General features: G+C 70.2%; 21 protein-coding genes and 1 other RNA gene. 14 read left to right on the top strand and 8 right to left on the bottom strand.

What is annotated here, in order from left to right; translation table 11 throughout:
* The first annotated feature begins 98 nt into the window (after nucleotides 1–98).
* Nucleotides 99–551 carry a nitroreductase family deazaflavin-dependent oxidoreductase gene (locus ACZ5IK_RS35495; RefSeq protein ID WP_465491672.1) on the top strand — a complete coding sequence of 151 codons (453 nt, stop codon included), beginning with the start codon at nucleotides 99–101 and terminating at the stop codon, nucleotides 549–551.
* Nucleotides 552–651: 100 nt separating this feature from the next.
* On the opposite strand, the gene ACZ5IK_RS35490 is transcribed toward ACZ5IK_RS35495, so the two are convergent.
* From ACZ5IK_RS35490 to ACZ5IK_RS35480, 3 genes are all read right to left on the bottom strand, one after another.
* Nucleotides 652–858, bottom strand: a complete 207-nt coding sequence (locus ACZ5IK_RS35490) for a hypothetical protein (RefSeq protein WP_465491671.1) — start codon at nucleotides 856–858, stop codon at nucleotides 652–654.
* 67 nt (nucleotides 859–925) lie between these two features.
* Nucleotides 926–1582: a response regulator gene (locus ACZ5IK_RS35485; protein WP_184896984.1), complete on the bottom strand. Its 657-nt coding sequence runs from the start codon at nucleotides 1580–1582 to the stop codon at nucleotides 926–928.
* On the bottom strand, nucleotides 1579–2754 hold the full coding sequence (locus ACZ5IK_RS35480) for a sensor histidine kinase (protein WP_465491670.1): 1176 nt from the start codon (nucleotides 2752–2754) through the stop codon (nucleotides 1579–1581). Before ACZ5IK_RS35480 ends, ACZ5IK_RS35485 begins: the two co-directional genes overlap by 4 nt.
* 52 nt (nucleotides 2755–2806) lie before the next feature.
* Between ACZ5IK_RS35480 and ACZ5IK_RS35475 the strand changes: the two genes are divergently transcribed.
* Nucleotides 2807–3889 (top strand): hypothetical protein, encoded by a 1083-nt coding sequence (locus tag ACZ5IK_RS35475; protein ID WP_465491669.1) that lies wholly within the window; start codon nucleotides 2807–2809, stop codon nucleotides 3887–3889.
* Here the strand turns inward: ACZ5IK_RS35475 and ACZ5IK_RS35470 are convergent.
* Entirely contained in the window at nucleotides 3883–4524 is a 642-nt protein-coding gene (locus tag ACZ5IK_RS35470; protein WP_465491668.1) for a hypothetical protein, read from the bottom strand. The genes ACZ5IK_RS35475 and ACZ5IK_RS35470 overlap by 7 nt on opposite strands.
* 171 nt (nucleotides 4525–4695) lie before the next feature.
* Here ACZ5IK_RS35470 and ACZ5IK_RS35465 point away from each other — a divergent pair, with 171 nt between their 5' ends.
* Both ACZ5IK_RS35465 and ACZ5IK_RS35460 read left to right on the top strand, forming a co-directional pair.
* The gene (locus ACZ5IK_RS35465; RefSeq protein ID WP_101611202.1) at nucleotides 4696–5445 is read left to right on the top strand and encodes a response regulator transcription factor; all 750 of its coding nucleotides are present in this window, start codon (nucleotides 4696–4698) and stop codon (nucleotides 5443–5445) included.
* Entirely contained in the window at nucleotides 5423–6895 is a 1473-nt protein-coding gene (locus ACZ5IK_RS35460; RefSeq protein ID WP_465491667.1) for a sensor histidine kinase, read from the top strand. The genes ACZ5IK_RS35465 and ACZ5IK_RS35460 overlap by 23 nt, the downstream gene beginning before the upstream one ends.
* 1 nt (nucleotide 6896) lies before the next feature.
* Here ACZ5IK_RS35460 and ACZ5IK_RS35455 read toward each other — a convergent pair whose 3' ends face one another.
* A complete protein-coding gene (locus tag ACZ5IK_RS35455) occupies nucleotides 6897–7787 on the bottom strand; it encodes a serine/threonine dehydratase (RefSeq protein ID WP_465491666.1) in 891 nt (296 codons plus the stop codon).
* 46 nt (nucleotides 7788–7833) lie between these two features.
* Here ACZ5IK_RS35455 and ffs point away from each other — a divergent pair.
* Nucleotides 7834–7928: signal recognition particle sRNA small type (gene ffs / locus ACZ5IK_RS35450), an RNA gene on the top strand.
* Between the two features lie 373 nt (nucleotides 7929–8301).
* Here the strand turns inward: ffs and ACZ5IK_RS35445 are convergent.
* Nucleotides 8302–9135 (bottom strand): spermidine synthase, encoded by an 834-nt coding sequence (locus ACZ5IK_RS35445; protein ID WP_465491665.1) that lies wholly within the window; start codon nucleotides 9133–9135, stop codon nucleotides 8302–8304.
* Between the two features lie 30 nt (nucleotides 9136–9165).
* Between ACZ5IK_RS35445 and ACZ5IK_RS35440 the strand changes: the two genes are divergently transcribed.
* Nucleotides 9166–11253, top strand: a complete 2088-nt coding sequence (locus ACZ5IK_RS35440; protein ID WP_465491664.1) for a DNA polymerase III subunit gamma and tau — start codon at nucleotides 9166–9168, stop codon at nucleotides 11251–11253.
* 60 nt (nucleotides 11254–11313) lie between these two features.
* On the opposite strand, the gene ACZ5IK_RS35435 is transcribed toward ACZ5IK_RS35440, so the two are convergent.
* Entirely contained in the window at nucleotides 11314–12156 is an 843-nt protein-coding gene (locus tag ACZ5IK_RS35435) for an N-acetylmuramoyl-L-alanine amidase (protein WP_465491757.1), read from the bottom strand.
* An 89-nt stretch (nucleotides 12157–12245) separates the two neighbouring features.
* Here ACZ5IK_RS35435 and ACZ5IK_RS35430 point away from each other — a divergent pair, with 89 nt between their 5' ends.
* Nucleotides 12246–12602, top strand: a complete 357-nt coding sequence (locus ACZ5IK_RS35430; RefSeq protein ID WP_005166259.1) for a YbaB/EbfC family nucleoid-associated protein — start codon at nucleotides 12246–12248, stop codon at nucleotides 12600–12602.
* Between the two features lies 1 nt (nucleotide 12603).
* On the top strand, nucleotides 12604–13200 hold the full coding sequence (gene recR, locus ACZ5IK_RS35425; RefSeq protein ID WP_076156102.1) for a recombination mediator RecR: 597 nt from the start codon (nucleotides 12604–12606) through the stop codon (nucleotides 13198–13200).
* A gap of 173 nt (nucleotides 13201–13373) precedes the next feature.
* Here the strand turns inward: recR and ACZ5IK_RS35420 are convergent, their stop codons facing one another.
* A complete protein-coding gene (locus ACZ5IK_RS35420; protein ID WP_101611195.1) occupies nucleotides 13374–14486 on the bottom strand; it encodes a UDP-N-acetylglucosamine 2-epimerase in 1113 nt (370 codons plus the stop codon).
* A 61-nt stretch (nucleotides 14487–14547) separates the two neighbouring features.
* On the opposite strand from ACZ5IK_RS35420, the gene ACZ5IK_RS35415 reads away from it, so the two are divergent.
* From ACZ5IK_RS35415 to ACZ5IK_RS35390, 6 genes are all read left to right on the top strand, one after another.
* Nucleotides 14548–15564, top strand: coding sequence for a glycosyltransferase family 2 protein (locus ACZ5IK_RS35415; RefSeq protein WP_465491663.1), 1017 nt, complete (start codon nucleotides 14548–14550; stop codon nucleotides 15562–15564).
* Entirely contained in the window at nucleotides 15561–16859 is a 1299-nt protein-coding gene (locus ACZ5IK_RS35410) for a hypothetical protein (RefSeq protein ID WP_465491662.1), read from the top strand. The genes ACZ5IK_RS35415 and ACZ5IK_RS35410 overlap by 4 nt, the downstream gene beginning before the upstream one ends.
* 73 nt (nucleotides 16860–16932) lie before the next feature.
* Complete coding sequence (locus tag ACZ5IK_RS35405; RefSeq protein ID WP_465491661.1) at nucleotides 16933–18909, top strand: DUF6541 family protein; 1977 nt, start codon at nucleotides 16933–16935, stop codon at nucleotides 18907–18909.
* Nucleotides 18910–18968: 59 nt separating this feature from the next.
* The gene (locus ACZ5IK_RS35400) at nucleotides 18969–19670 is read left to right on the top strand and encodes a glycosyltransferase family 2 protein (protein WP_465491756.1); all 702 of its coding nucleotides are present in this window, start codon (nucleotides 18969–18971) and stop codon (nucleotides 19668–19670) included.
* Between the two features lie 12 nt (nucleotides 19671–19682).
* On the top strand, nucleotides 19683–20120 hold the full coding sequence (locus ACZ5IK_RS35395) for a DUF2304 domain-containing protein (RefSeq protein WP_101611191.1): 438 nt from the start codon (nucleotides 19683–19685) through the stop codon (nucleotides 20118–20120).
* A 44-nt stretch (nucleotides 20121–20164) separates the two neighbouring features.
* On the top strand, nucleotides 20165–20728 hold a 564-nt coding region (locus ACZ5IK_RS35390), incomplete at its 3' end, for a uridine kinase family protein (protein ID WP_465491660.1).

Genomic DNA, 20728 nt, shown 5'->3' with positions numbered 1-20728 from the left:
GAGCACTGCTCTTGACTTGAGGCACCGCTCTGGTGTTCACTGCTCTTAACAGAGAGCGCCGCTCTCGCAGGTTTGTTCATAGAGCCTTAGGAGACGAGATGACCACCGCAGCCACCGCCACCCGCTACCTCAAGCCTGCCAAGGCGAGCAGCGCGTTCAACGAGTTCGTGCTCAAGCTGACGAGGCTCGGCGTCAGTGTCCTGGGTAGCAGGGTCCTCTCGGTCCGCGGTCGCAAGAGCGGTGAGCTGCGCTCGGTCCCGGTCAACCTGCTGAAGCTCGACGGCGAGCGCTACCTGGTCGCGCCGCGCGGTGTCACGCAGTGGGTCCGCAACCTGCGCGTCGCGGGCGAAGGGCAGCTCAGCGTCGGGCGGCGCACGGAGACGTTCACCTACACCGAACTCGCCGACGACGAGAAGCCCGAGATCCTGCGCGCCTACCTCAAGCGCTGGAAGTTCGAGGTCGGCGTTTTCTTCGACGGTGTCGACGCGAAGGCGTCCGACGAAACGCTCCTGGAGATCGCGCCCGGCTACCCGATCTTCAAGATCGCCTAGTGAGAGGTAGGGCGGGAGGGCGTGGTGGGTCCGGGTGGTCGTGAGTGGCGATTCGGGTTAGAACACGAATCGCCACTCACGACCAAACCGCACTGATCGCCTAGTCCTCGGACCGTGCCCGTCGCGTGCGGCGTGCGTTGGCCGCCACCAGCACCACCCCGACCAGGAAAGCGACGAGCCCGATCAGGAACCACAGTTTCTGCCCGGTCATGAAGCTGCCGGTCAGCACGCCGGCGCCCTGGAGCACCCAGACACCGCCGACCAGCAGGAAGACCAGTCCGATCGTGAGCGTGACCCAGCGTTTCATGCGCAGCTCCCCGCCTCGACGTGCCTTGGGGCGATTCTGGCACCGCGAGCCCCGTCCGGCGAACCGATCACCGGCCGCCGACGAGACCGTTGCGGTAGGCGTAGACGACGGCGTGCACCCGGTCGCGCAGCCCGAGTTTCGCCAGGATCCGGGAGACGTGGGTCTTCACCGTCTCCTCGCCCACGTGCAGGCGCACGGCGATCTCCGCGTTGCTGGAGGCGTCGGCGACCAGCATGAGGACTTCGCGTTCGCGTGAAGTGAGCCGCTCCAGCTCCGCCGGTTCGGCGGCGACGGGTTCGATGCTGGTGGCGAAGGTCGACACCAGCCGCCGGGTCACCGTCGGGTCGATCAGCGCGTCACCGCGCGCGGCCACCCGCATGGCCGAGACGAGCTCTTCGGGGGCGAGGCTCTTCAACAGGAACCCGCTCGCCCCGGCCCGCAGCGCGCGGTAGACGTACTCGTCCGAGTCGTAGGTCGTCAGCACGAGGACGCGGGTGTCGTTGCCCGGCGCGGACATGATCGCCTCGGTCGCGGCCAGACCGTCCAGTTTGGGCATCCGGACGTCGAGCACCGCGACGTCCGGGCGCAGCGCGGCCGCCTGCGTGACGGCCTCGCGTCCGTCCGCGGCCTCGCCGACGCATTCGAAATCCGCCTGGGTGTCCAGTACCGCGCGCATCCCGGACCGGAACATCGCGTGGTCGTCCGCCAGCAGAACCCGGATCACTCCGCCTCCAAAGGAAATCCGACTCGAACCCGCCAGTGCCGCCCGTCGTCGAGCGGTCCGCATTCCGCTTCCCCGCCGAACAACGCGACCCGCTGCCTGATCCCGGCGAGACCGCGTTTCGTCGATTCGGCGGCCGAGTTCCGGCTCGTGCGGCCGATTCCGTTCGTGATGGTGAGGACGACCTCGGTCTGCCGGTAGGCGAGGTCGATTTCCACTGTCTTGCCGGAGCCGTGCCGGAGTGCGTTCGTCAGCGCCTCCTGCGCGATGCGGTACAGCGCGATGTCCACCGACCCCGGCAGTTCCCGCGGTCCGCCGTGACTGGTCAGCCGCGCGGGAAGTCCGGCGGTGCGGAGGTTGTCGAGCAGCTCGTCGAGGTTGTCCAGCCCCGGTTGCCGCTGCGCGTCCCCGTTCTCCTTGCCGTGCAACAGATCCAGCAGACGCCGCAGATCGGCCATCGCGGCCCGGCTCGACGATTCGACGGCGGAGAGCGAACGCCGCACGGCGGGTTCGCCCTCCGGCAGCCCGAGTCGCGCGGCGCCGGCGTGCACGCCGATCGCGCTGACGTGATGCGAGATCACGTCGTGCAGGTCGCGGGCGATCGTCGTGCGTTCTTCGATGACGGCACGGCGCACCGCTTCGGTTTCGTGTTGTCGCCGTTGGTCCTCCGCGCGCTGGAGGTCGGCGATGTACGCGCGCCGCGCGGTCGTGTAGCGGCCGACCATCCACGGCAGCAGCCCGCTTATGCCGACGTCGATGAGCACCAGCCGCCAGTCCCGGGTGTCCCGGTCGACCGGGATGAGGATGCAGGCGAAGAGCCCGGCGAGCATCACGCCCAGCGCGGCCAGCGCGGGTTTGGTGGACAGCCAGGCGCCCGCGCGGTAGCCCGCGATCAGCACGCCCGCGTTGGTGGCCTGCAGATAGTGGTCGTAGGGGAACAGCAGGAGCGGCGCGGCGACGAGCAGCGCGCCGTGCGCGGCCGAAACCCAGCCGGAATACCGGGAAGGCCCGGCCAGCGCGATGTTCGCGAGGATTCCGCCGAACAGCACCACCCACGCCTGCCAGCCGAGCGAGAGCGGCGGCCCGTCGATGAGGAACAGCCCGGCGTCGGCCACCAGGCAGACGGCCGCGACCGCGCACGCCTGTCTCGCCAGCGAACCACTGATGTCCCGCACGTGCCCAACTCTGCCCTATTTCGGTGGACAGGGGTTCCTAAGATCAAAAGCCATGAAGGCCGCGAAGACGCCCGTGCTCTGGACGACCGGGGCGCCGGGGGCGGGAAAATCCACCACTGCCTGGGGTTTGTACACCCGCATCGCGGAATCGGGCGGCAACGTCGCTTACGTCGACATCGATCAGCTCGGGCTGATCGGCCCGCCCCCGGGAGGCGGTGAGGCCTCGCACGCGATCAAGGCGGCCAATCTGCTGCGGGTGCTGGAGATCCTGCGCCGCCGGGGTGCCAGGCAACTCGTCGTGTCGGGGATCGTGGACCCCGAAAACGGTATCGAGGCGTACTTCGAGGGCCGCGACTTCGAGCTCACGCTCATCCGGCTCACCTGTGATCGCGACGAACTCCGGAGCCGGTTCCTCGAACGCGGTTCGCCCGCCGCCGCCCTGCCCGACCTCTTCGCGGTGGCGGACGCCTACGACCGCACCGGCTTCGGCGAGCAGCTGGACACGACCGGTCAGCGGCCCGGCGAGACCGTGGACGCCCTGTTCCGACGCTGCGTCGTGGAAGACGGGCCGGTTCTGCCGCCAGCCACCGTGGACACTGTGGAGCCGCGGCCCGGGCCGGTGACCGTGGTGACCGGCCCGACGGCGGTCGGCAAGTCGACGGCCGCGTGGAGCGTGCTGCGGGACTTCTGGGAGCAGGGGGAGCCGGTCGCCTACGTCGATCTCGCGCAATTCGGGTTCGTGCACCCCGGCCCGGATCCGGCCGTGGAGGCGGCGATCCTCGCGGCCGTCTGGCGCGCTTACCGCGACGCCGGAGCGCGGCGATTGCTCGTCGTGGCCAGGGAGTTCCGCCCGGAGCACCGGCAAGTCTTCGACGACGTCGAGGTCGTCCACCTCGACGCCGACGCCGCGACGATCACCGGCCGCGTCCGTCGCCGGGCCGAGGGCGAATCCGCGCTGCTGGCCGGCGACGAACTCCGCGGCGTGCCTTCCGGCGTGCGGGACAGGGTGGCCGCCCGCGCCGTCGACGAGGCGGCCCGGATGCGGCGTTCTCGCGGCGACCGCGTCGTCCTCGACACCTCCGGACAGGAACCCGCCGAGACGGCCGCCGCGCTGCTCGCCGCCGTGCGTCAGTAACCGGGCGGAGGTCCGCCCTGGTCAGGCTGCCCCTGACCCGGCTGTCCCTGCTGCCCCTGCTGCCCTTGACCACGCTGGCCCTGTCCCGGCTGGCCGCCGTTCTGGCCGCGCTGGTTCTGCCCGGCCTTGCCGAGGGTCGTCGCCGTCGCGGTGTTCCCGGAGACCTTGGCGGTCACCGTCACCGTTTCGCCGATCTTGGGATCGCCGGCCTTCCGGGTCGACGAATCGACCGTGTAGACCTGCTTGTAGCCGTCCTTGCTGGTCAGGCTGACGGACGTCGCGCTGATCTCGGTGATCTCCCCGGTCTGCAGCCGTTCGGTGCTATAGCCGCCGTTCCCGTCGGAGACGACGAAGTCGCCGTGCAGCGCGTCGCGCGGCATCCCGCCGCCAGGGCCGACGAGCACCCGGCCGCCCGGGCCGCCCATCATCCCGCCCTGTCCCTGTTCGGCGCCGTTCGCGGCGGTTCCGGCCCAGATCGCGGCGCCGCCACCGGCGGCGATCACCACCGCCACCCCGGCCGCGATCGCGGTCTTGCGGCCCGACCAGGCCTTCTTCGGTTCGCCCGCCGGAGCCGGCGCGCCCCAGGCGGCGGTCTCACCCGCCGGGGGTTCGGCGGGTTTGGTCGGTTCGGTCATCTGGTCGCCTCCGTGTACTCGGTTGCGGCCAATGCTGTTCGCCGTCGCTGTGCGGAAGCTGTGCCGTCGGTGGGCACGCGCTGTGTTTCCTTCCCCTGCCGGGTGATCGTTCACAGGAAACGCACAGGCGGGACACAGGGAAGGCTCACCGGCGCCGCCCAGGATGGCAGCATGACCAGTGTGAACGTCCCTTCGTCCGGTTCCGCGAAGGCGGGCCTGCGCCGCGCCGACGGCAGCCCTGTGCGGGTGCTGGTCGTCGACGACGAGGCGACCTTGTCCGAACTCGTGTCGATGGCCCTGCGGATGGAGGGCTGGGACATCCGCACCGCCGCCGACGGCACCGAGGCGGTCCGCGTCGCCAGGGAATTCCGGCCGGACGCGGTGGTACTGGACGTCATGCTGCCGGACATGAGCGGCCTGGACGTCCTGCGCCGCCTGCGTTCCGAGGTGCCGAACCTGCCGGTGTTGTTCCTGACCGCGAAGGACGCGGTGGAGGACCGGATCGCCGGGCTCACCGCGGGCGGCGACGACTACGTCACCAAACCGTTCAGCCTGGAGGAAGTCGCCCTGCGGCTGCGCGCGCTGCTCCGGCGCGCGGGCGGGGTCGCCGGGCCGAGCGGTTCGACGCTGGTCGTCGGCGACCTGACCCTCGACGAGGACAGCCGCGAGGTGCACCGCGGCGGCGATCCGGTGCCGCTGACCGCGACCGAGTTCGAACTGCTGCGCTATCTCATGCGCAACCCGAAGCGCGTGCTGTCGAAGGCGCAGATCCTCGACCGCGTGTGGAGCTACGACTTCGGCGGCCAGGCCAACATCGTCGAGCTGTACATCTCCTACCTCCGCAAGAAGATCGACGCCGACAGGGAACCGATGATCCACACGATGCGCGGCGCCGGATATGTCCTCAAGCCCGCGGGCTAGGCGGCCGTGGTCCCTGCGGCGGCGGCTGATCGCGCAGGTCGCGGGGCTGCTCGCGCTCGTCTGCCTGGTGGTGGGCGTGGTGACCGAACTGGCGTTGCGGGACATCCTGATCGACCAGCTCGACGCCCGGCTCGACGAGACCAGCCAGCGTGCCGGCCGCCCGCCGCCATCGGGCCGTCCAGGCGGGGAAAGGGTTCCCGAGGGTTTGCGGGCCTACGGCCAGAGCACCGGTTCGTTGTTCGTGAGCGTGTTCCCGGACGGGCGCGTGCTCGCCGCGGTGCTGCGGTCCAGTTACGACGCGAAGATCCTCGACCCGTTCCCGCACGACGAGATCACCCGGACCCAGATCGACACGCTGCTGCGGTCGGGGCCGAGCAGCGAGCCCAGTGATGTGGACCTCGGGCCGCTCGGTGAGTACCGCGTGGTGGCGAAGCCGATCTCCAACGGTGGCATCTCGATCACCGGACTGCCCACCAAGGACGTCACGGACACGTTGTGGAACCTGGGTTTCATCTTCGGCGGGGTCGCCGTCGGCGGCATCGTGCTGGCGGGCGCGCTCGGCGCGGTGACCGTGCGGCGCACCATGAAACCCCTCGACCGGCTGGCCGCCACCGCGACCAGGGTCGCCGAACTCCCGCTGGACCGCGGCGAGGTCGCGCTGTCCGAACGAGTGTCCGAAGTGGACACCGACCCGCGGACCGAGGTCGGCAAGGTCGGCTTCGCGCTCAATCGCATGCTCGGCCACATTTCCCACGCGCTGTCCGCCCGTCAGGCCAGCGAGAGCCGGGTGCGCCGGTTCGTCGCGGACGCCAGCCACGAACTGCGGACCCCGCTCGCGGCCATCCGCGGCTACGCGGAACTCACTCGGCGGTCCGGCTCCGAGGTGCCGCCCGACATCGCCTTCGCGATGGGACGGGTGGAATCGGAATCGACGCGGATGACCGGGCTGGTCGAGGATCTGCTGCTGCTCGCGCGGCTCGACTCCGGCCGTCCGGTGGTGCACGAACCCGTCGATCTCTCCCGGCTGGTCGCGGACGCCGTCGCCGACGCGCACGTCGCCGGGCCGGAACACAAGTGGCTGCTGAAGGTCCCGCCCGAACCGATCACCGTCCTCGGCGACGCGGATCAGCTGCACCAGGTGGTGATCAACCTGCTGGGCAACGCCCGCACGCACACCCCGGCCGGCACCGAGGTCGCCACCTCTCTGTCCATAGTGGATTCAATGGCGACACTGTCCATTGTCGACGGAGGGCCGGGGATTCCGCCGGAGATCCTCCCGGACGTCTTCGAACGGTTCGCCCGCGGCGACGATTCGCGTTCGCGGGCGGCGGGCAGCACCGGACTCGGCCTGGCCATCGTCGCGGCCGTCGTCGGCGCGCACGGCGGGCAGGTCCGGGTCACCAGCCGCCCGGGGCGGACGGAGTTCCAGGTCCGGTTGCGGGCAGCCTGATTCAGGGAGTCCATTCGCTGTTGGCGCCGCACAGGATGACGCAGGGCAGTTCGCCCTCGGTCCGCCCGGCCAGCCACGCGGCGAACGGCACCGCGGCGGCCGGTTCGACGGCGAGGCGGAACTCCTCCCAGAGCCGGTCGCGCGCGGCCAGCAGTTCCGCGTCGCTGACCAGCACCGACGTCACCCTGTCCCGGAGCACGCCGAAGGGCACGCTCCCGATCCTGGTCGCGCCCAGCGCGGACGCCGCCACCGAGTCGATCTCCACGTCCACCGGCTCGCCCGCCTCCAGCGCCGCGCCGAGCGCGCGGCACCGCTCCGGCTCGACGGCGAACGTCGGCAACCCGGCCAGCGACGTCCCGGCGACCAGACCCCCACCGCCGACCGCGACCAGGAACGCGTCGACGTCCGGCGCGTCCTGGACGACTTCGGCCGCCACAGTGCCCTGACCGGCGATAACGGTGGGATCGTCGTACGCGTGCAGGTACCGCGTACCCGGCTCAGAGGCGGCTTCGAGCGCCTTCGCGGCCGCCTCCGCGTACGTCGCTCCGTGACGGATGAGCTTCGCGCCCGCCGCCTCGATCCGGGCCGTCTTCGCCTGCGGAGCCGACTCCGGCACAAACACCGTCGCGGGCAGATTCAGCAGAGAAGCCGCCGTCGCCACGCCCAGCCCGTGGTTGCCACCGGACGCCGTCAGCACCCGCTCCGGCAACGGCCCGCTCACCAGCGCGTTCACCGCGCCCCGCAGTTTGAACGACCCGCTCCGCTGCAGATGCTCCAGTTTGAGGACCAGGGGGCGCCCGTCGACCTCGGCGCGCAACACCGGCGTGTGTCGCACGAACGGGTGGACGGCGTCGGCGGCTTGGAGGACATCGGCCCAGGTCGGAGTACTCATACCCCCCACTGTCCTCCATGCCCGGACAGGAGTGACTACACTGGTCCCCGGACCCCGCGCGGCGTCCATCTTGTGAACCTCCCCAGGGCCGGAAGGCAGCAAGGATAAGCAAGCTCTGACGGGTGCGCGGGGTCCCCTTTATTTTTGGGGTGCGACCCCAAACCCGCCCGGCGGGGCTTCGCCCCCCGGACCCCCCACGGTTGGTCGCCTAGGTGACCGCGTCGCGTAGGGGGGCACGGTGCGGTGAGTCGGTCCTGCCTCGTGGCTGGCTTCGGATCACATAGTGACGAAGCCCTGCAGGTGTGTCGCGAAAGCCATTTTCGCGACGTCTGGTGTCCCGAAAGTGGCTTTCGCGACGTCTGTTGTGGCTGGGGGTCGAGTTTCCTCGGCTGAGCTGAGGGAAGGGGTCCTTCACGGCCCGGCCCCGTGAACGACCGCAGCCAGAAGCCGGTAGGTGACCGAGACACCCTCGGCCTTGACCCGAATCGCCACTCACGACCAGCGCGCGCGGGCCTCAGAAGATTCCGAAGACGTCTTTTGGCGGGATCGGCGACGGCAGGGACTCCGCGTCGGTGATGGGGCGCGCTTTGCCTTGCAGGTCGCGGAGGTCGTTCCCTGCCACGCAGCGGGCCGGGTAGGCGGACGAGGCGGCTCGGCGGGTCAGGTCCGTGACCGGGAGTTCCGTGCGGGACGCGGCGACCACGATGTTGCCGAAGCGGCGGCCCCGGAGGACGCCGGGTTCCGCGAGCAGGACCAGGTGCGGGAACGACGTCGCCAGTGTCGCCAGGAACCGGCGAAGGAACGGCAGGTTCGGGCCGTCGGAGACGTTGGCGACGTAGGTTCCCGCCGGCCGGAGGACCCGCGCGACCTCGTTCGTGAACTCCACGGTCGCGAGCCCGCCGGCGAGGACGCCGCGCTCGAAGGCGTCCACGATGACCAGGTCGGCCGAAGCGTCATACCGGCCGGAGACGCCTTCGCGGCCGTCGCCGACACGCACCTTCAGCCCCTTCAAGCCCAACTGCTCGCGGACGACCGCGACGAGTTCGCCGTCCGCGTCGAAGACCAGCTGCCGTGAGCGCGGCCGTGCGGCGGCGATGTACCGGGGGAGCGTGCAGGCCGCCCCGCCGACGTGCAGTGCGTCGAGCGGGCCTTCGCCGAGGCAGTCGACGACGTCGGCGATCCGGCGGATGTAGTCGAACTCGAGATCCCTGGGGTCGTCGAGGTCGACGTGTGACTGGGCGACGCCGTCGACCGAGATCGTCCAGGCGTTGGCGCGGTCGGCGTCACGGATCAGTTCGGCGGTGCCGAAGCGGACCGGATACGTGCCTGGGGTCGGTGCTGGTCTCACCCTGTCGGCCCTTCCCGGTAGTCTCGCCGCGTGGCTCTAGCTCTATACCGAAAGTACCGTCCGGCTACCTTCGCCGAGGTCGTCGGGCAGGAGCATGTGACCGATCCGCTGCGCATCGCGCTGGCGGCAGGCCGGATCAACCACGCCTACCTCTTCTCCGGCCCGCGCGGCTGCGGAAAGACGTCGAGCGCGCGCATCATGGCGCGTTCGCTGAACTGCGCCAAGGGCCCGACGCCGGATCCGTGCGGCGAGTGCAACTCGTGCCGCAACCTCGCGCCCGAAGGCCCCGGCAGCGTCGACGTCACCGAGCTCGACGCGGCCAGTCACGGTGGTGTCGACGACGCCCGTGAGCTGCGGGACAGGGCCTTCTACGCCCCGGCGGACTCGCGCTACCGCGTCTTCATCATCGACGAGGCGCACATGGTCACCACGCAGGGCTTCAACGCCCTGCTGAAGATCGTGGAAGAGCCGCCGGAGCACCTGATCTTCATCTTCGCGACCACCGAACCGGACAAGGTGCTGCCCACCATCCGGTCGCGGACGCACCACTACCCCTTCCGCCTGATCCCGCCCAAGTCGATGCGGGAACTGCTCGAACGCAACGTCGCCGCCGAGGGCGCGCAGGTCGAGCCCGCGGTGTACCCGCTGGTGATCCGCGCGGGCGGCGGTTCCGCGCGGGACACGCAGTCGGTGCTGGACCAGCTGCTCGCGGGCGCCGGGCCGGACGGCGTCGACTACCCGCGTGCGGTGTCCCTGCTCGGCGTCACCGACGTCGCGCTCATCGACGGCATGGTCGACGCGCTGGCCGCGGACGACGCGTCCGCGGTGTTCGGCACCGTCGAGAGCCTCGCCGAGGCCGGGCACGATCCGCGCCGGTTCGCCACCGACCTGCTCGACCGCCTGCGCGACCTGGTGATGCTGCGTTCGGTGCCGGACGCGGGTGAGCGCGGACTGGTCTCCGCGCCGGACGACGAGCTCAAGAAAATGAAGGAGCAGGCGGGCAAACTGGAGCCGGCCACGCTTTCCCGCTACGCCGACATCGTCCACAGTGGACTGTTGGAGATGCGGGGCGCGACCTCGCCGCGGCTGGTGCTGGAGCTGCTGACGGCGCGGATGCTGCTGCCGTCGGTCGCGGAGGGCACCGACGCGCTGCTCGCCCGGCTCGAACGACTCGAGCGCCGCGCCGCTTCGGCCCCGGCCCCCGTCGCGGGTGCCGTCCAAGCCGCGCCGGCCGCGCCGGTTGCTCAGGCTGCCCCGGTCGCCCAATCCGCTCCGGCACCGGCTCCCGCTGCGCCCGCAGGTGAGCCTGTGCGCGAATTCCAGCGGCCGTCGCAACGGTCCGCCGCTCCCGCCCAGCAGCCCGAACCCGCCCGGCAACCCGCACCGGCGCCTCAGCCCGTCGCGCGTCCCGAGCCGGTCGCCGAACGCCCCGCCCCGCAGCGTCCTTCCGCGCCCACTCCGCCTCCGGCGGCGCCCGCGGCTGCTGCGGCGGCGTCGCCGTCGGCGGGCGGGACGGACACGGAAGGGATCCGCGGCCGCTGGCCGAACGTGCTGGCCGCGATCCGCAAGGCCCCCGGCGGCACCGTGACGGCGTCGATGCTGACGCAGGCCGGTGTGGCGAACGTCGAGGGCAACGCCGTCACGCTCACGCACAACGCCGAACCACTGGCGCGACGGCTTTCCGAGCCGCACAACGCGGAGCGCATCGCGGCCGCGTTCAAGGAGGTCTTCGGCGGCGACTGGCAGGTGCGGTGCGTCCACGGCGCCGCGCAGACCCGGCAGGCCGCCACCCCCAAGGCCGCTGCGGCGGCGCCGCCGTCCGCGCCCGAGCGGTCCTTCACCCGCCGGTCCGCCGAGGCGCCCGGTGCCGCGGCGACCTCGGGAACGGCGGCTCCGCCTCCGCCGAAGCCGGAGCCCCAGCGCCCGAAGGTGGCGACGACCGAGCCGGACATCCCGCTCCCGCCCGAGCCGGTCGAGGACGACGAAGAGCTCTACTCCGAAGACGCGAGCCCCGCGCCGCCTCCTCCGCCGCTCCCGCCCGACAAGGACCCGGAAGAGATCGCCAGGAAGCTGCTCGCCGACCACCTCAACGCGCGCCCGCTCGAAGAACGCAATTAGTCCTCTAGTTGCGATAGTTGCGCGTGCAAGGACCGCAACCAGAGGACTAATTGCGAGGGCTCAGCCCGCGAGGTAGTCCGCGATGGCCTTCGCGATGACGGCGGCGTACTGCTGGCGGCCTTCTTCGCTCGACATCGTCGCGGCCTCGGCGGCGTTGCGCATGTTCCCGCATTCGACGAGCGCGACGGGCCGGGTCGAAAGGTTGAGCCCGCCGAGGTCGGAGCGCGGCGCGAGGCCGTTCGAACCGAGGTAGGTCGACGTCGGGAAGCCACCGGCGCGGATGCCGTCTCGCAACGCCGTCGCGAGTCTCGTCGAGGGCTCGCCCTGCTGGGCGTTCAGGGGCGGGGCCGAATACGCGACGTGGAAGCCGTGCGCCCCCGCGGAATTCGAGCCGTCGGCGTGGATCGACACGACCGCGTCCGCCCCGGCGTCGTTCCCGATCGCGGCACGCTCGTTGACGCAGGGCCCGACGCCGGTGTCGTTCTGCCGGGTGAGGATGACCCGGATCCCCTTGGCGCTCAAGGCCTCCGAGATCCGCTGCGAGACGTCCCAGGTGAACGCGTGCTCGGAATAGCCGGAATTCGTCGACGTTCCGGTGGTGTTGCACGGTTTCGTCTTGCCGCGCCCGGCCGGGACCTGCTTGTTGATCTCGCCGGGCCTGCCGGAGTTGCCGCCGTTGTGACCGGGATCCAGCACGACGACCTTGCCCGTCTTCGGCTGCGACGTGGCGGGAGGCGGCTGGGGCGCGCTCGAAGGCGGCACGCTCGGCGCGGAGCTCGGCTGCGGGAGGGTGGTGAGGACGGTGGTCGTCCCCGGGGCGGCCGGAGACGGCGGCGGTGCCGCGGGGGTCTCCACGCCGCACGCCGTGAACAGCGCCAATCCGATCGCCACCACAAGACCCATCCGTCGTCGCACGGCGCCAACGGTGCCACACGAGTGACGGCTAGGCTGGTAGGCGGCACAGGATTTTCCAGGAGAGGACCGATCGGATCATGGTGCAACCCGGTGGCGGCTTCGACCTGTCGCAGATCATGCAGCAGGCCCAGCAGATGCAGCAGAAGCTGGTCGAGGCCCAGGAAGAGCTGGCCAACACGGAGGTGACCGGCACCTCCGGTGGCGGCCTCGTCACCGCGACCGTGTCCGGCGACAGCCAGCTCAAGTCGTTGGCCATCGACCCCAAGGTGGTCGACCCCGACGACGTCGAGACCCTGTCCGACCTGGTCGTCGCGGCCGTGCGGGACGCCTCGGCCAACGCGCAGAAGCTCACGGAACAGAAGCTCGGCCCGCTCGCCGGCGGCCTCGGCGGCGGGATGCCGGACCTCGGCGGCTTCCCCGGGCTCGGCGGCTAGCTTGTACGAGGGTGTCGTCCAGGATCTGATCGACGAGCTCGGGCGACTGCCCGGCGTCGGTCCCAAAAGCGCGCAGCGGATCGCCTTCCACCTGCTGGCGGCCGATCCCGCGGACATCGCGCGGTTGCAGGAAGTGCTCGGCAAGGTCAAGGAAGGCGTGCAGTTCTGCGAGGTCTGCGGCAACGTCTCGGAGCAGGAGACCTGCCGGATCTGCCGCGACACCCGCCGCGACCTCACGGTCATCTGCGTGGTCGAGGAACCGAAGGACGTGCTCGCCGTCGAACGGACGCGCGAGTTCAAGGGCCGCTACCACGTACTCGGCGGCGCGCTGGACCCGTTGTCCGGCATCGGGCCGGAGCAGCTGCGCATGCGTGAGCTGCTCGCGCGGATCGGCGGCGCGGAGATCAGCGAGATCATCATCGCGACCGACCCGAACACCGAAGGCGAGGCGACCGCGACTTACCTCGTGCGGATGCTCCGCGACTTCCCCGGCCTGTCGGTGACCCGGCTCGCTTCGGGGCTGCCGATGGGCGGTGACCTGGAGTTCGCGGACGAGCTGACGCTGGGCCGCGCGCTTTCGGGGCGGCGGGCGCTCTAGGCGCGGCTTCTCCGGTTTCGGATGTCATGAAAGGGGCTTTCAGGACGAAAAACGTCCTGAAAGCCCCTTTCATGACATCCGGCGCCCGACACCGGCGCGACTTACCCCGGAAACGCGTGAAGGCCCCCTTCCCCCGGCTCAGCCGGGGGAAGGGGGCCTTCACGCGCAAAGTGTCAGCAGTAGCCGAGGCGCGCCAGCGTGTCGACGATGATCTCCGACGGGTGGAACTTCTCGACCCAGGACTCGCCGCGGCGGTTCTGGTAGGTGTCGAGGAAGTTCTGCAGCTTGTCCCCGCGCATCTCGGTCAGCACGACGGTCTCGCCGAGGTGCTGCGGCGTCTCGGTGCGCTCGCGGTGCACGGCGCACGGCAGGCCGAGGTAGTAGCACTCGGCCGACAGGCCGCCCGAGTCGGTGACGACGTACTCGGCACGCGCGACCAGCGGCAGGAACTTCAGGTACCGCATCTTCGGCTGGATGATGAAGTTCTTCTCGTCGAAGAGGTTCGCCAGGCCCAGCGCGCGGATCTTCTCGCGCTCGGGCGCGCCCGCCATGTAGAGGATCGGCATCTGCTTGCTCTGCTCGCGCAGGATCTCCAGCGCCTCGCGGTACTTGTCCGCGCGCGAGACCAGCTCGAAGCGGTGCAGGGTGGCGAGGCCGAACTTCTCCGGTAGCCCTTCGAGGTCGAGCGGCCCGTTGATGGCCAGCCGCATCGCGTCGATCGCGGTGTTCGCCTCGGTGTCGACGACGACGCCGCGGGCGTTGCGGAGGTTGTTCACCTCACGCGCGCTCGGCGCGAAGTGCATGTCGACGATCTTCGCGGCGATCTTCCGGTTCAGCTCCTCCGGCAGCGGCGACATGATGCTGCCCGACCGCGCGCCAGCCTCGACGTGCCCGACCCGCGACTTGAGGATCCGCTTCCCGATGAGCGAGCCGTACGGCGTGGTGAAGGTGTCGCCGTGCACCAGAACCAGCGGGGGACGGCCGTCCTCGACCAGCGCGGCCTTCAGCTCGGCGCGGCGGCTCCACGCGGTGCGCAGCACCTGCGCGGCCCAGCCCGGCACCTGCGCGGGCGACTCCAGGTTGTGCGCCTTCTCCTTCGGGACCAGCCAGACGTCGGGCTCCGGGAGGTTCAGGTCGGCGAGAACGTCCGAGACCTCGTCGACGTGCTGAGCGGTGAACCAGATCTTCGGCCGGACCCCGCGTTCGAGGATGCCGTGGTAGACCGGCGCGATTTTGATCAGTTCCGCCGTGGTGCCGAGAATGAAGGAAATCACCGGAAGAGCCATTCTGTCGGGGTCTGCGGTGCCCGAAGGATACTGGTGGGCCGCGCAAGGTAGCCTCGCCGGGGTGAGTGCGAATTCGCTCCTCCCGGCCCTGTCCGTCGTGATCCCGGTCTACAACGAGCAGGACTGGATCGACCGCAGTGTTGGCGCGCTGATCGCGTCGGCACAGGCGGCGAACTGGCCGGTCGAGGTCGTCGTGGTCGACGACGGTAGCACCGACGGCACCGGCGACAAGCTGGCCCGGCTGCAGGAGCTGTACGGCATCACCGTCCTCACCCAGCCGAACAGCGGGCGGTTCGAGGCGCGCCGGGCGGGCATCGCGAAGGCGTCCGGGACGCAGATCCTGCTGCTCGACAGCCGCGTGATCGTGGATTCCGCCTCGCTCGCCTTCCTCCGGGATCAGCTCGTCGACCACCCCGAGCGCTCGGTGTGGAACGGTCACATCAACGTCGCGTCCGAACACAATCCGTATGCGGGATTCATGGCCGGTCTGGTCAAGATCCCGTGGCGCCGTTATTGCGCGAACCCGCGGTTGATGTCGTTCGGTATCGAAGAGTTCGACGTCTTCCCGAAAGGCACCGGATTCTTTTCCGCGCCGAAGGACGTTCTCGAGGATTCGTCCAACGCGTTCGAGTCGCTCTTCGAAGACGTCCGTTTCGCCAGTGACGACACGGGTGTTCTGCGCTGGATCGCCGAACGCCACCGTATCTTCCTCGCCCCGGAGTTCTCCGCGACCTACCACGGCCGCGATTCGTTCAAGAAGTTCGTCGGGCAGTCGTATTTCCGCGGCACCACGTTCGTCGATTCGTATCTCGCGTCGCCCGGACCCGCGCGCAACGGCCTGTTCGCCGCGATGGCTGTCGGCGTGCTCGGACTCGGTGTCGCCGCGAAGCGCCCGAAGACCGCCGTCGCGCTGGCCGCCGCGGGTTCGACGGCCGCCGGGTTCGCGGTGACGAAGTTCGGCGCGACCAAGGCCGAGGCCAAGGCGGTCGCCCAGCTCACGCCCGTGTTCGCCGCCGGATTCGGGGCGGGGGCGCTCCGCGGCCTCTTCCTGGCGCTGCGTGCCCGGCTGCGTAAATGAGCACCGCGGTGAGCAGCGAGAAACTGGCCAAGGACACCGGGAAATCCGCCGGGCGGATCGGCGTCTACCTGCTGATCGCGATCGCGCTCGGCTATGTCTTGACCGTCGTCTGGGGCCGGACGCTGTCCAAGGCTGACAACGCTGTCCTTTTGTCGTTCTGGGGCATGTTGATGGGGCTGGGCGCCGCTCTGTCCCCGCTTGAGCAGGAGATCTCGCGCCAGTCCGCGCACGCCGCGATCGAGGGCCGCAAGGCCGGACGGCCGGCGGTCCTCGCCTTCGCCACCAGCGCGATCGCCGTGGTGGTCGTCGGGCTGGTCACCCTGCTCCCGCCGATCACGGACAAGGTCTACGGCGGCCAGTTCGCGCTCGCCGTGATCGTGCTGGCGGGCGGGCTTTCGTTCGCCTTCCAGTTCGCCGCGCGCGGGCTGCTCATCGGCCAGGACCACGTCCGGTCCTACTCCTGGCTGATCCTGGTCGAAGCGGCCGTGCGGATCCTCGTGGTCGGCGCGCTGGTGGTCGCCGGGCTCACCCAGCTGTACTGGTTCGCCATCGCCGCCGCGACAGGCTCGTTCGCCTGGCTGCTGTTCGCCCGCGGTGCCGCCCGCCTGGTCGACCCGAAGCTGGACGCCGACGAGCCCGCGAAACCGATCGTCACGAACATGCTCATGCTGCTCGCGGGCGCGGGGCTCACCGCGAGCGTCATCACCGGCTATCCGGCGCTGGTCAGTCTGCTCGCGCCCGGCGGCGACAAGGACAAGCTCGGCGTGCTCTTCCTGGCCCTGTTCGTGGCCAGGACGCCGCTCACGCTGATGGCGCCGGTCCAGGCGCTCGCCGTCCCGACCGTGGTGCGCCTGTCCAGCACCGAGGAGGGCAAGCGCCGGCTGCGCAGGCTGCTCGCGCTCGGCTCGATGGCCGCGCTCGCGCTCGCGGCCCTCGGCGCGCTGATCGGCTGGCTGATCGGCCCGTGGGTGGTCCGCCTGGTCTACGGCGCCAAGAACGATCCCGAGGCCTGGTGGATGGCCGGGCTGGTCTGGTCGTCGGTGCTGCTGGCCGCGATGCAGCTGCTCGCCGCCGTCCTGGTCGCGCAGGCGAAGGCCAAGAAGGTGCTGATCACCTGGGCCGCCGTCGTCGTCGCGACCGCGCTGGTCCTGCTGTTCTTCCCCGGCGACACCGTCGTGCGTGCCGTCGTGGGTCTCGCCGCCGGTCCGACCGTCGGGCTCCTGGTGGTCATGGCGTTCGTGGTGAGAGGCACCCCCGGGACGGGCAACGCACAGCCGTCCGAAACGTCTCGATAGTGTGGCCGCGCCATCGCGCGCCGCGATACGGGGTGGCGTTCTTAACGCCGAATAGGGTTGGACAGCGAATTCGATGAACGTTCTTTTGGTCTTGCTGGCGTTCTGGCTGCCGGGGCTCGTCTTCGGTGCCGCGATCAGGCTGCGCGGCTGGACCCTCGCCGCCGCGGCCCCGCTGCTGACCTTCGGCCTCGTCGCCATCGGCATCCCGATCCTCGGCGGTTTCGGCATCCGCTGGAACATGCTGAACGTCGGCCTCTGGGTCCTGCTGCTGTCCGTCGTCGGGTTCGGTGTCTCGTTCCTCGTGCTCCGTTTCACCGCGAAGCGTCACCCCGACTGGGCCGAAGACGAAGAGGACGCGCCGAGCCGTTCTTTGCGCGACCACCTGCTGATCGGCGCCGGTGTCCTGGTCGGGCTCGGCGTCGGCACGGTGACCTTCCTGCGCGGATCGCACACCCTGGAGAACGTCCAGCAGGGCTGGGACGCCCCGTTCCACGGCAACCTCGTGCGCTGGATCGCCGAGCACGGCGACGCGCGCGCGTCGACGGTCGGCACCATCGCGAACCTGCCGAACCAGACCGACTACTTCTACCCGGACACCTATCACGCGCTGCTCGCCCTGGTCTTCGGCAAGGGCGGCCTGACGATGATGCCGACGCTGAACCTGGCGGCGCTCATGGTCGTCCTGACCGTCCCGCTCGGTGTCGCGGCGATGTGCCGCGCCTGGCGCATGCCGGTCCTCGCGACCGCCGCCGCCGCGGCCGTGTCCACCTGGTTCACCGCGTTCCCGTACGACTCGCTGTGGCGTGGCCCGCTGTGGCCGTACGTCGCGGGCGTGGCGCTCGTGCCCGCGATGCTCGCGCTCGCCCGCCTGCTGCTCAAGCCGCACGGCATCGCCGGGCCGGTCGCGATCGGCGTCGGCGTCGCCGGGCTGGCCGGCCTGCACACCAGCCTGATCTTCGTGATCATGGTCTATTTCCTGCTGATCCTGCTCGCGGTGCTGTTCCGCCTCGAGAAGATCGATTGGCGCCGCAGCGCCGCCTCGCTGGTGGCGACGATCGCGATGGCGGCCATCCTCGGCGTGCCGCAGGTCCTGCCCGCGCTCTACAACGCGGGCGGCGTGACCAGCGCGTACTGGGCGTCGGAGACCAGCGTGTCCGGCGCGCTCGGGCAGACCATCACGTTCTCGCCGATGGCGGCCTTCCCGCAGTGGTGGATCGGCATCCCGGCGATCATCGGGGTGTTCTTCCTGGTCCGGCACCGGCGGATGCTCTGGATGGTCGGCGCGTACGTCGTCCTCGGCGGCCTGTTCGCCGCGACGATCTCGCTGGAGACCCCGCTCATCCACACCCTGACCGGGCCGTTCTACAACGACCACTGGCGGCTCGGCGCGCTCGTGCCGCTGGCGGGCGCCGTCGCGTTCGGCGAGTTCGTGCACACCGCGTCGGGCAAGTTCGCCGACAAGATCCGCGAGCGGAAGCCGAACCTGAACCCGGTCACCGCGGCCATCGCGGGCGCGCTGGTGATCGGGCTGGTCGTCACGGTGCTGAGCCGCGGCGGCTACATCGGCCGCAACTCCGCGCGGCTCGCGATGAACTACGGCAGCGACGGCCCGTCGGTCAGCAAGGGCGAGGAAGAGGCCTACGCCTGGCTCGGGAAGCACGTCGTACCGGGCGAGCGCGTCATGAACGACAAGGCCGACGGCTCGGTGTGGATGTACGCCCTTTCCGGGGCCCAGCCGGTCGAGTGGACCAACTACGGCGCCGAGTTCACCACCAAGGCGGGCTGGCTCAGCGTGTTCCTGAACGACATCAACCGCGATCCGCGCGTGCGCGCCGCGCTCACCGACCTCAAGGTGCGCTACGTGCTCGTCGGCAAGGGCAAGGTGGCCCCCAACGCGCAGTCCGCGGTGGGTCTCCAGCGCCTCGACATCACTCCGGGTTTCAAGCGCGTCTTCCACAACCCCGACGCGTCGGTTTACGAAATCGAAGGTCAGCAAGGTGTGGTCGCCGCCGGCGCCACCACCGGGTCCGACACCGCTCACGGCCAGTAAGAAGATAGAGTGATCCAGTGTCCAGTACGTCCGTGACCACGCGTCGCGTACTCATCGTGATGCCTGCCCTGAACGAGCAGGCCACTGTCGGCGCGGTCATTTCCCAGGTCAAGCAGTCCTTGCCGGGCATGGACGTGCTGGTGGTGGACGACGGTTCGTCCGACGACACGGCCAGGCTCGCCCGTGCGGCGGGCGCGGAGGTGGCCCGCCTGTCGGTCAACCTCGGCGTCGGCGGGGCGATGCGCACCGGCTTCCGGTACGCGGCCGCCCGCGGCTACGACGTCGTCGTCCAGGTGGACGCCGACGGCCAGCACGACCCCGACGAGGTCGCCGCCCTGCTCGACGCGCTCGACGACGCGGACATCGCGATCGGTTCGCGGTTCGCGGGCAAGGGTTCGTACAAGGCGAGCGGCCCGCGGAAATACGCGATGGTCGTCCTCTCGTTGGTTTTCTCCCGGCTCGGGAAGACCAAACTCACCGACGTGACCTCCGGGTTCAAGGCGATGGGCCCGAAGGCGATCAAACTCTTCGCGGGGTACTACCCGGCCGAATATCTCGGCGACACGGTCGAATCGCTGGTGATGGCGATCCGTGCCGAACTGAAGATCAAGGAAATCCCGGTGATCATGCGGGAACGGATCGGCGGGACGCCGAGCCATTCACCGGTGAAATCGGCCGTCTACCTCGGCCGCGCCGGACTCGCCCTGCTGCTGGCGCTGGTGCGCCGCCGCCCCGCCGTCGACTCGTCGGATTCGGCGTAAAAGGAGCTGATCATGGCCGGCTGGCGCATTCTCAGTATCGTCGTCGCCTGTCTTGTGCTGTTCGTCGTCCTCGAGATGATGCGACGGCGGAAACTGCGTGAGAAGTACGCGGGTGTTTGGCTCGTCCTCGCCATCGGCGTGGTGGTGCTCGCCCTCGTTCCGCAGGCCGCCGACTTCATGGCCCGCATAACCGGCGTCCAAACGCCGTCGAACTTCGTATTCCTCTTGGCCGGTGTGGTGCTGGCGCTGGTCGCGCTGCACCTGTCGACCGAGGTCGGGCATCTCGAGGAAGAGGTCCGGACCTCTGTCGAGGAGATCGCGCTGCTCCGCTGCGAACTCGCCGACGCCCAGCGTGACCTGGAAGAACGTGTCGCCGCGCTCGAAGCCAGGACGGCTACGCCCGACAACGTCAAAGGGCTCCCCGAAGTGAGCCCCGCACGCGCACGCTGATCGACGCGGTCCTGGCGGCCCCGCCCCGGCTGGGCGCCGTTCGCGTGCTCGCCATCGACGGGCCTTCCGGAGCCGGGAAGTCCACACTGGCCGGAAAGATCGTCGCGGACCTCGGCGGCCGCGGAATCCGTGCCGCCCTGGTCAGTACCGACGAATTCGCCACCTGGGAAGAGCCCGTTTCGTGGTGGCCGCGGCTGGAAACCGGTGTCCTGGAGCCATTGCGCGCGGGCAAGCCGGGCGGCTACCGGCGGATGGACTGGTCCAGCGGCGTCCCTCTGCCGGGTGAAGAAGTCGAGCTCGACGTTCCCGACGTCTTGGTGCTCGAAGGCGTTTCCAGTGGCAGGGCGCGGATCCGGCCGTCGTTGTCCCTGCTGGTCTGGCTGGACGGCGGGAGCGAAACCGAGCTCCTCGACCGCGGCACGGGCCGGGACGGCGAGGCATCGCGGGTGGAGCTGCGGCGCTGGCAGCTGTTCGAACGCGGCTGGTTCGCCGTCGACGGGACCAGGGTCGCTGCGGATCACCTGGTCGGGGGGGGGGGGGGGGGGGGGGGGGGGGGGGGGGGGGGGGGGGGGGGGGGGGGGGGGGGGGGGAGGGGAAAAAGAAGGATG

The organism is Amycolatopsis sp. NPDC031561 (assembly GCF_055580625.1).
This window is presented reverse-complemented; position numbering and strand designations above follow the sequence as displayed.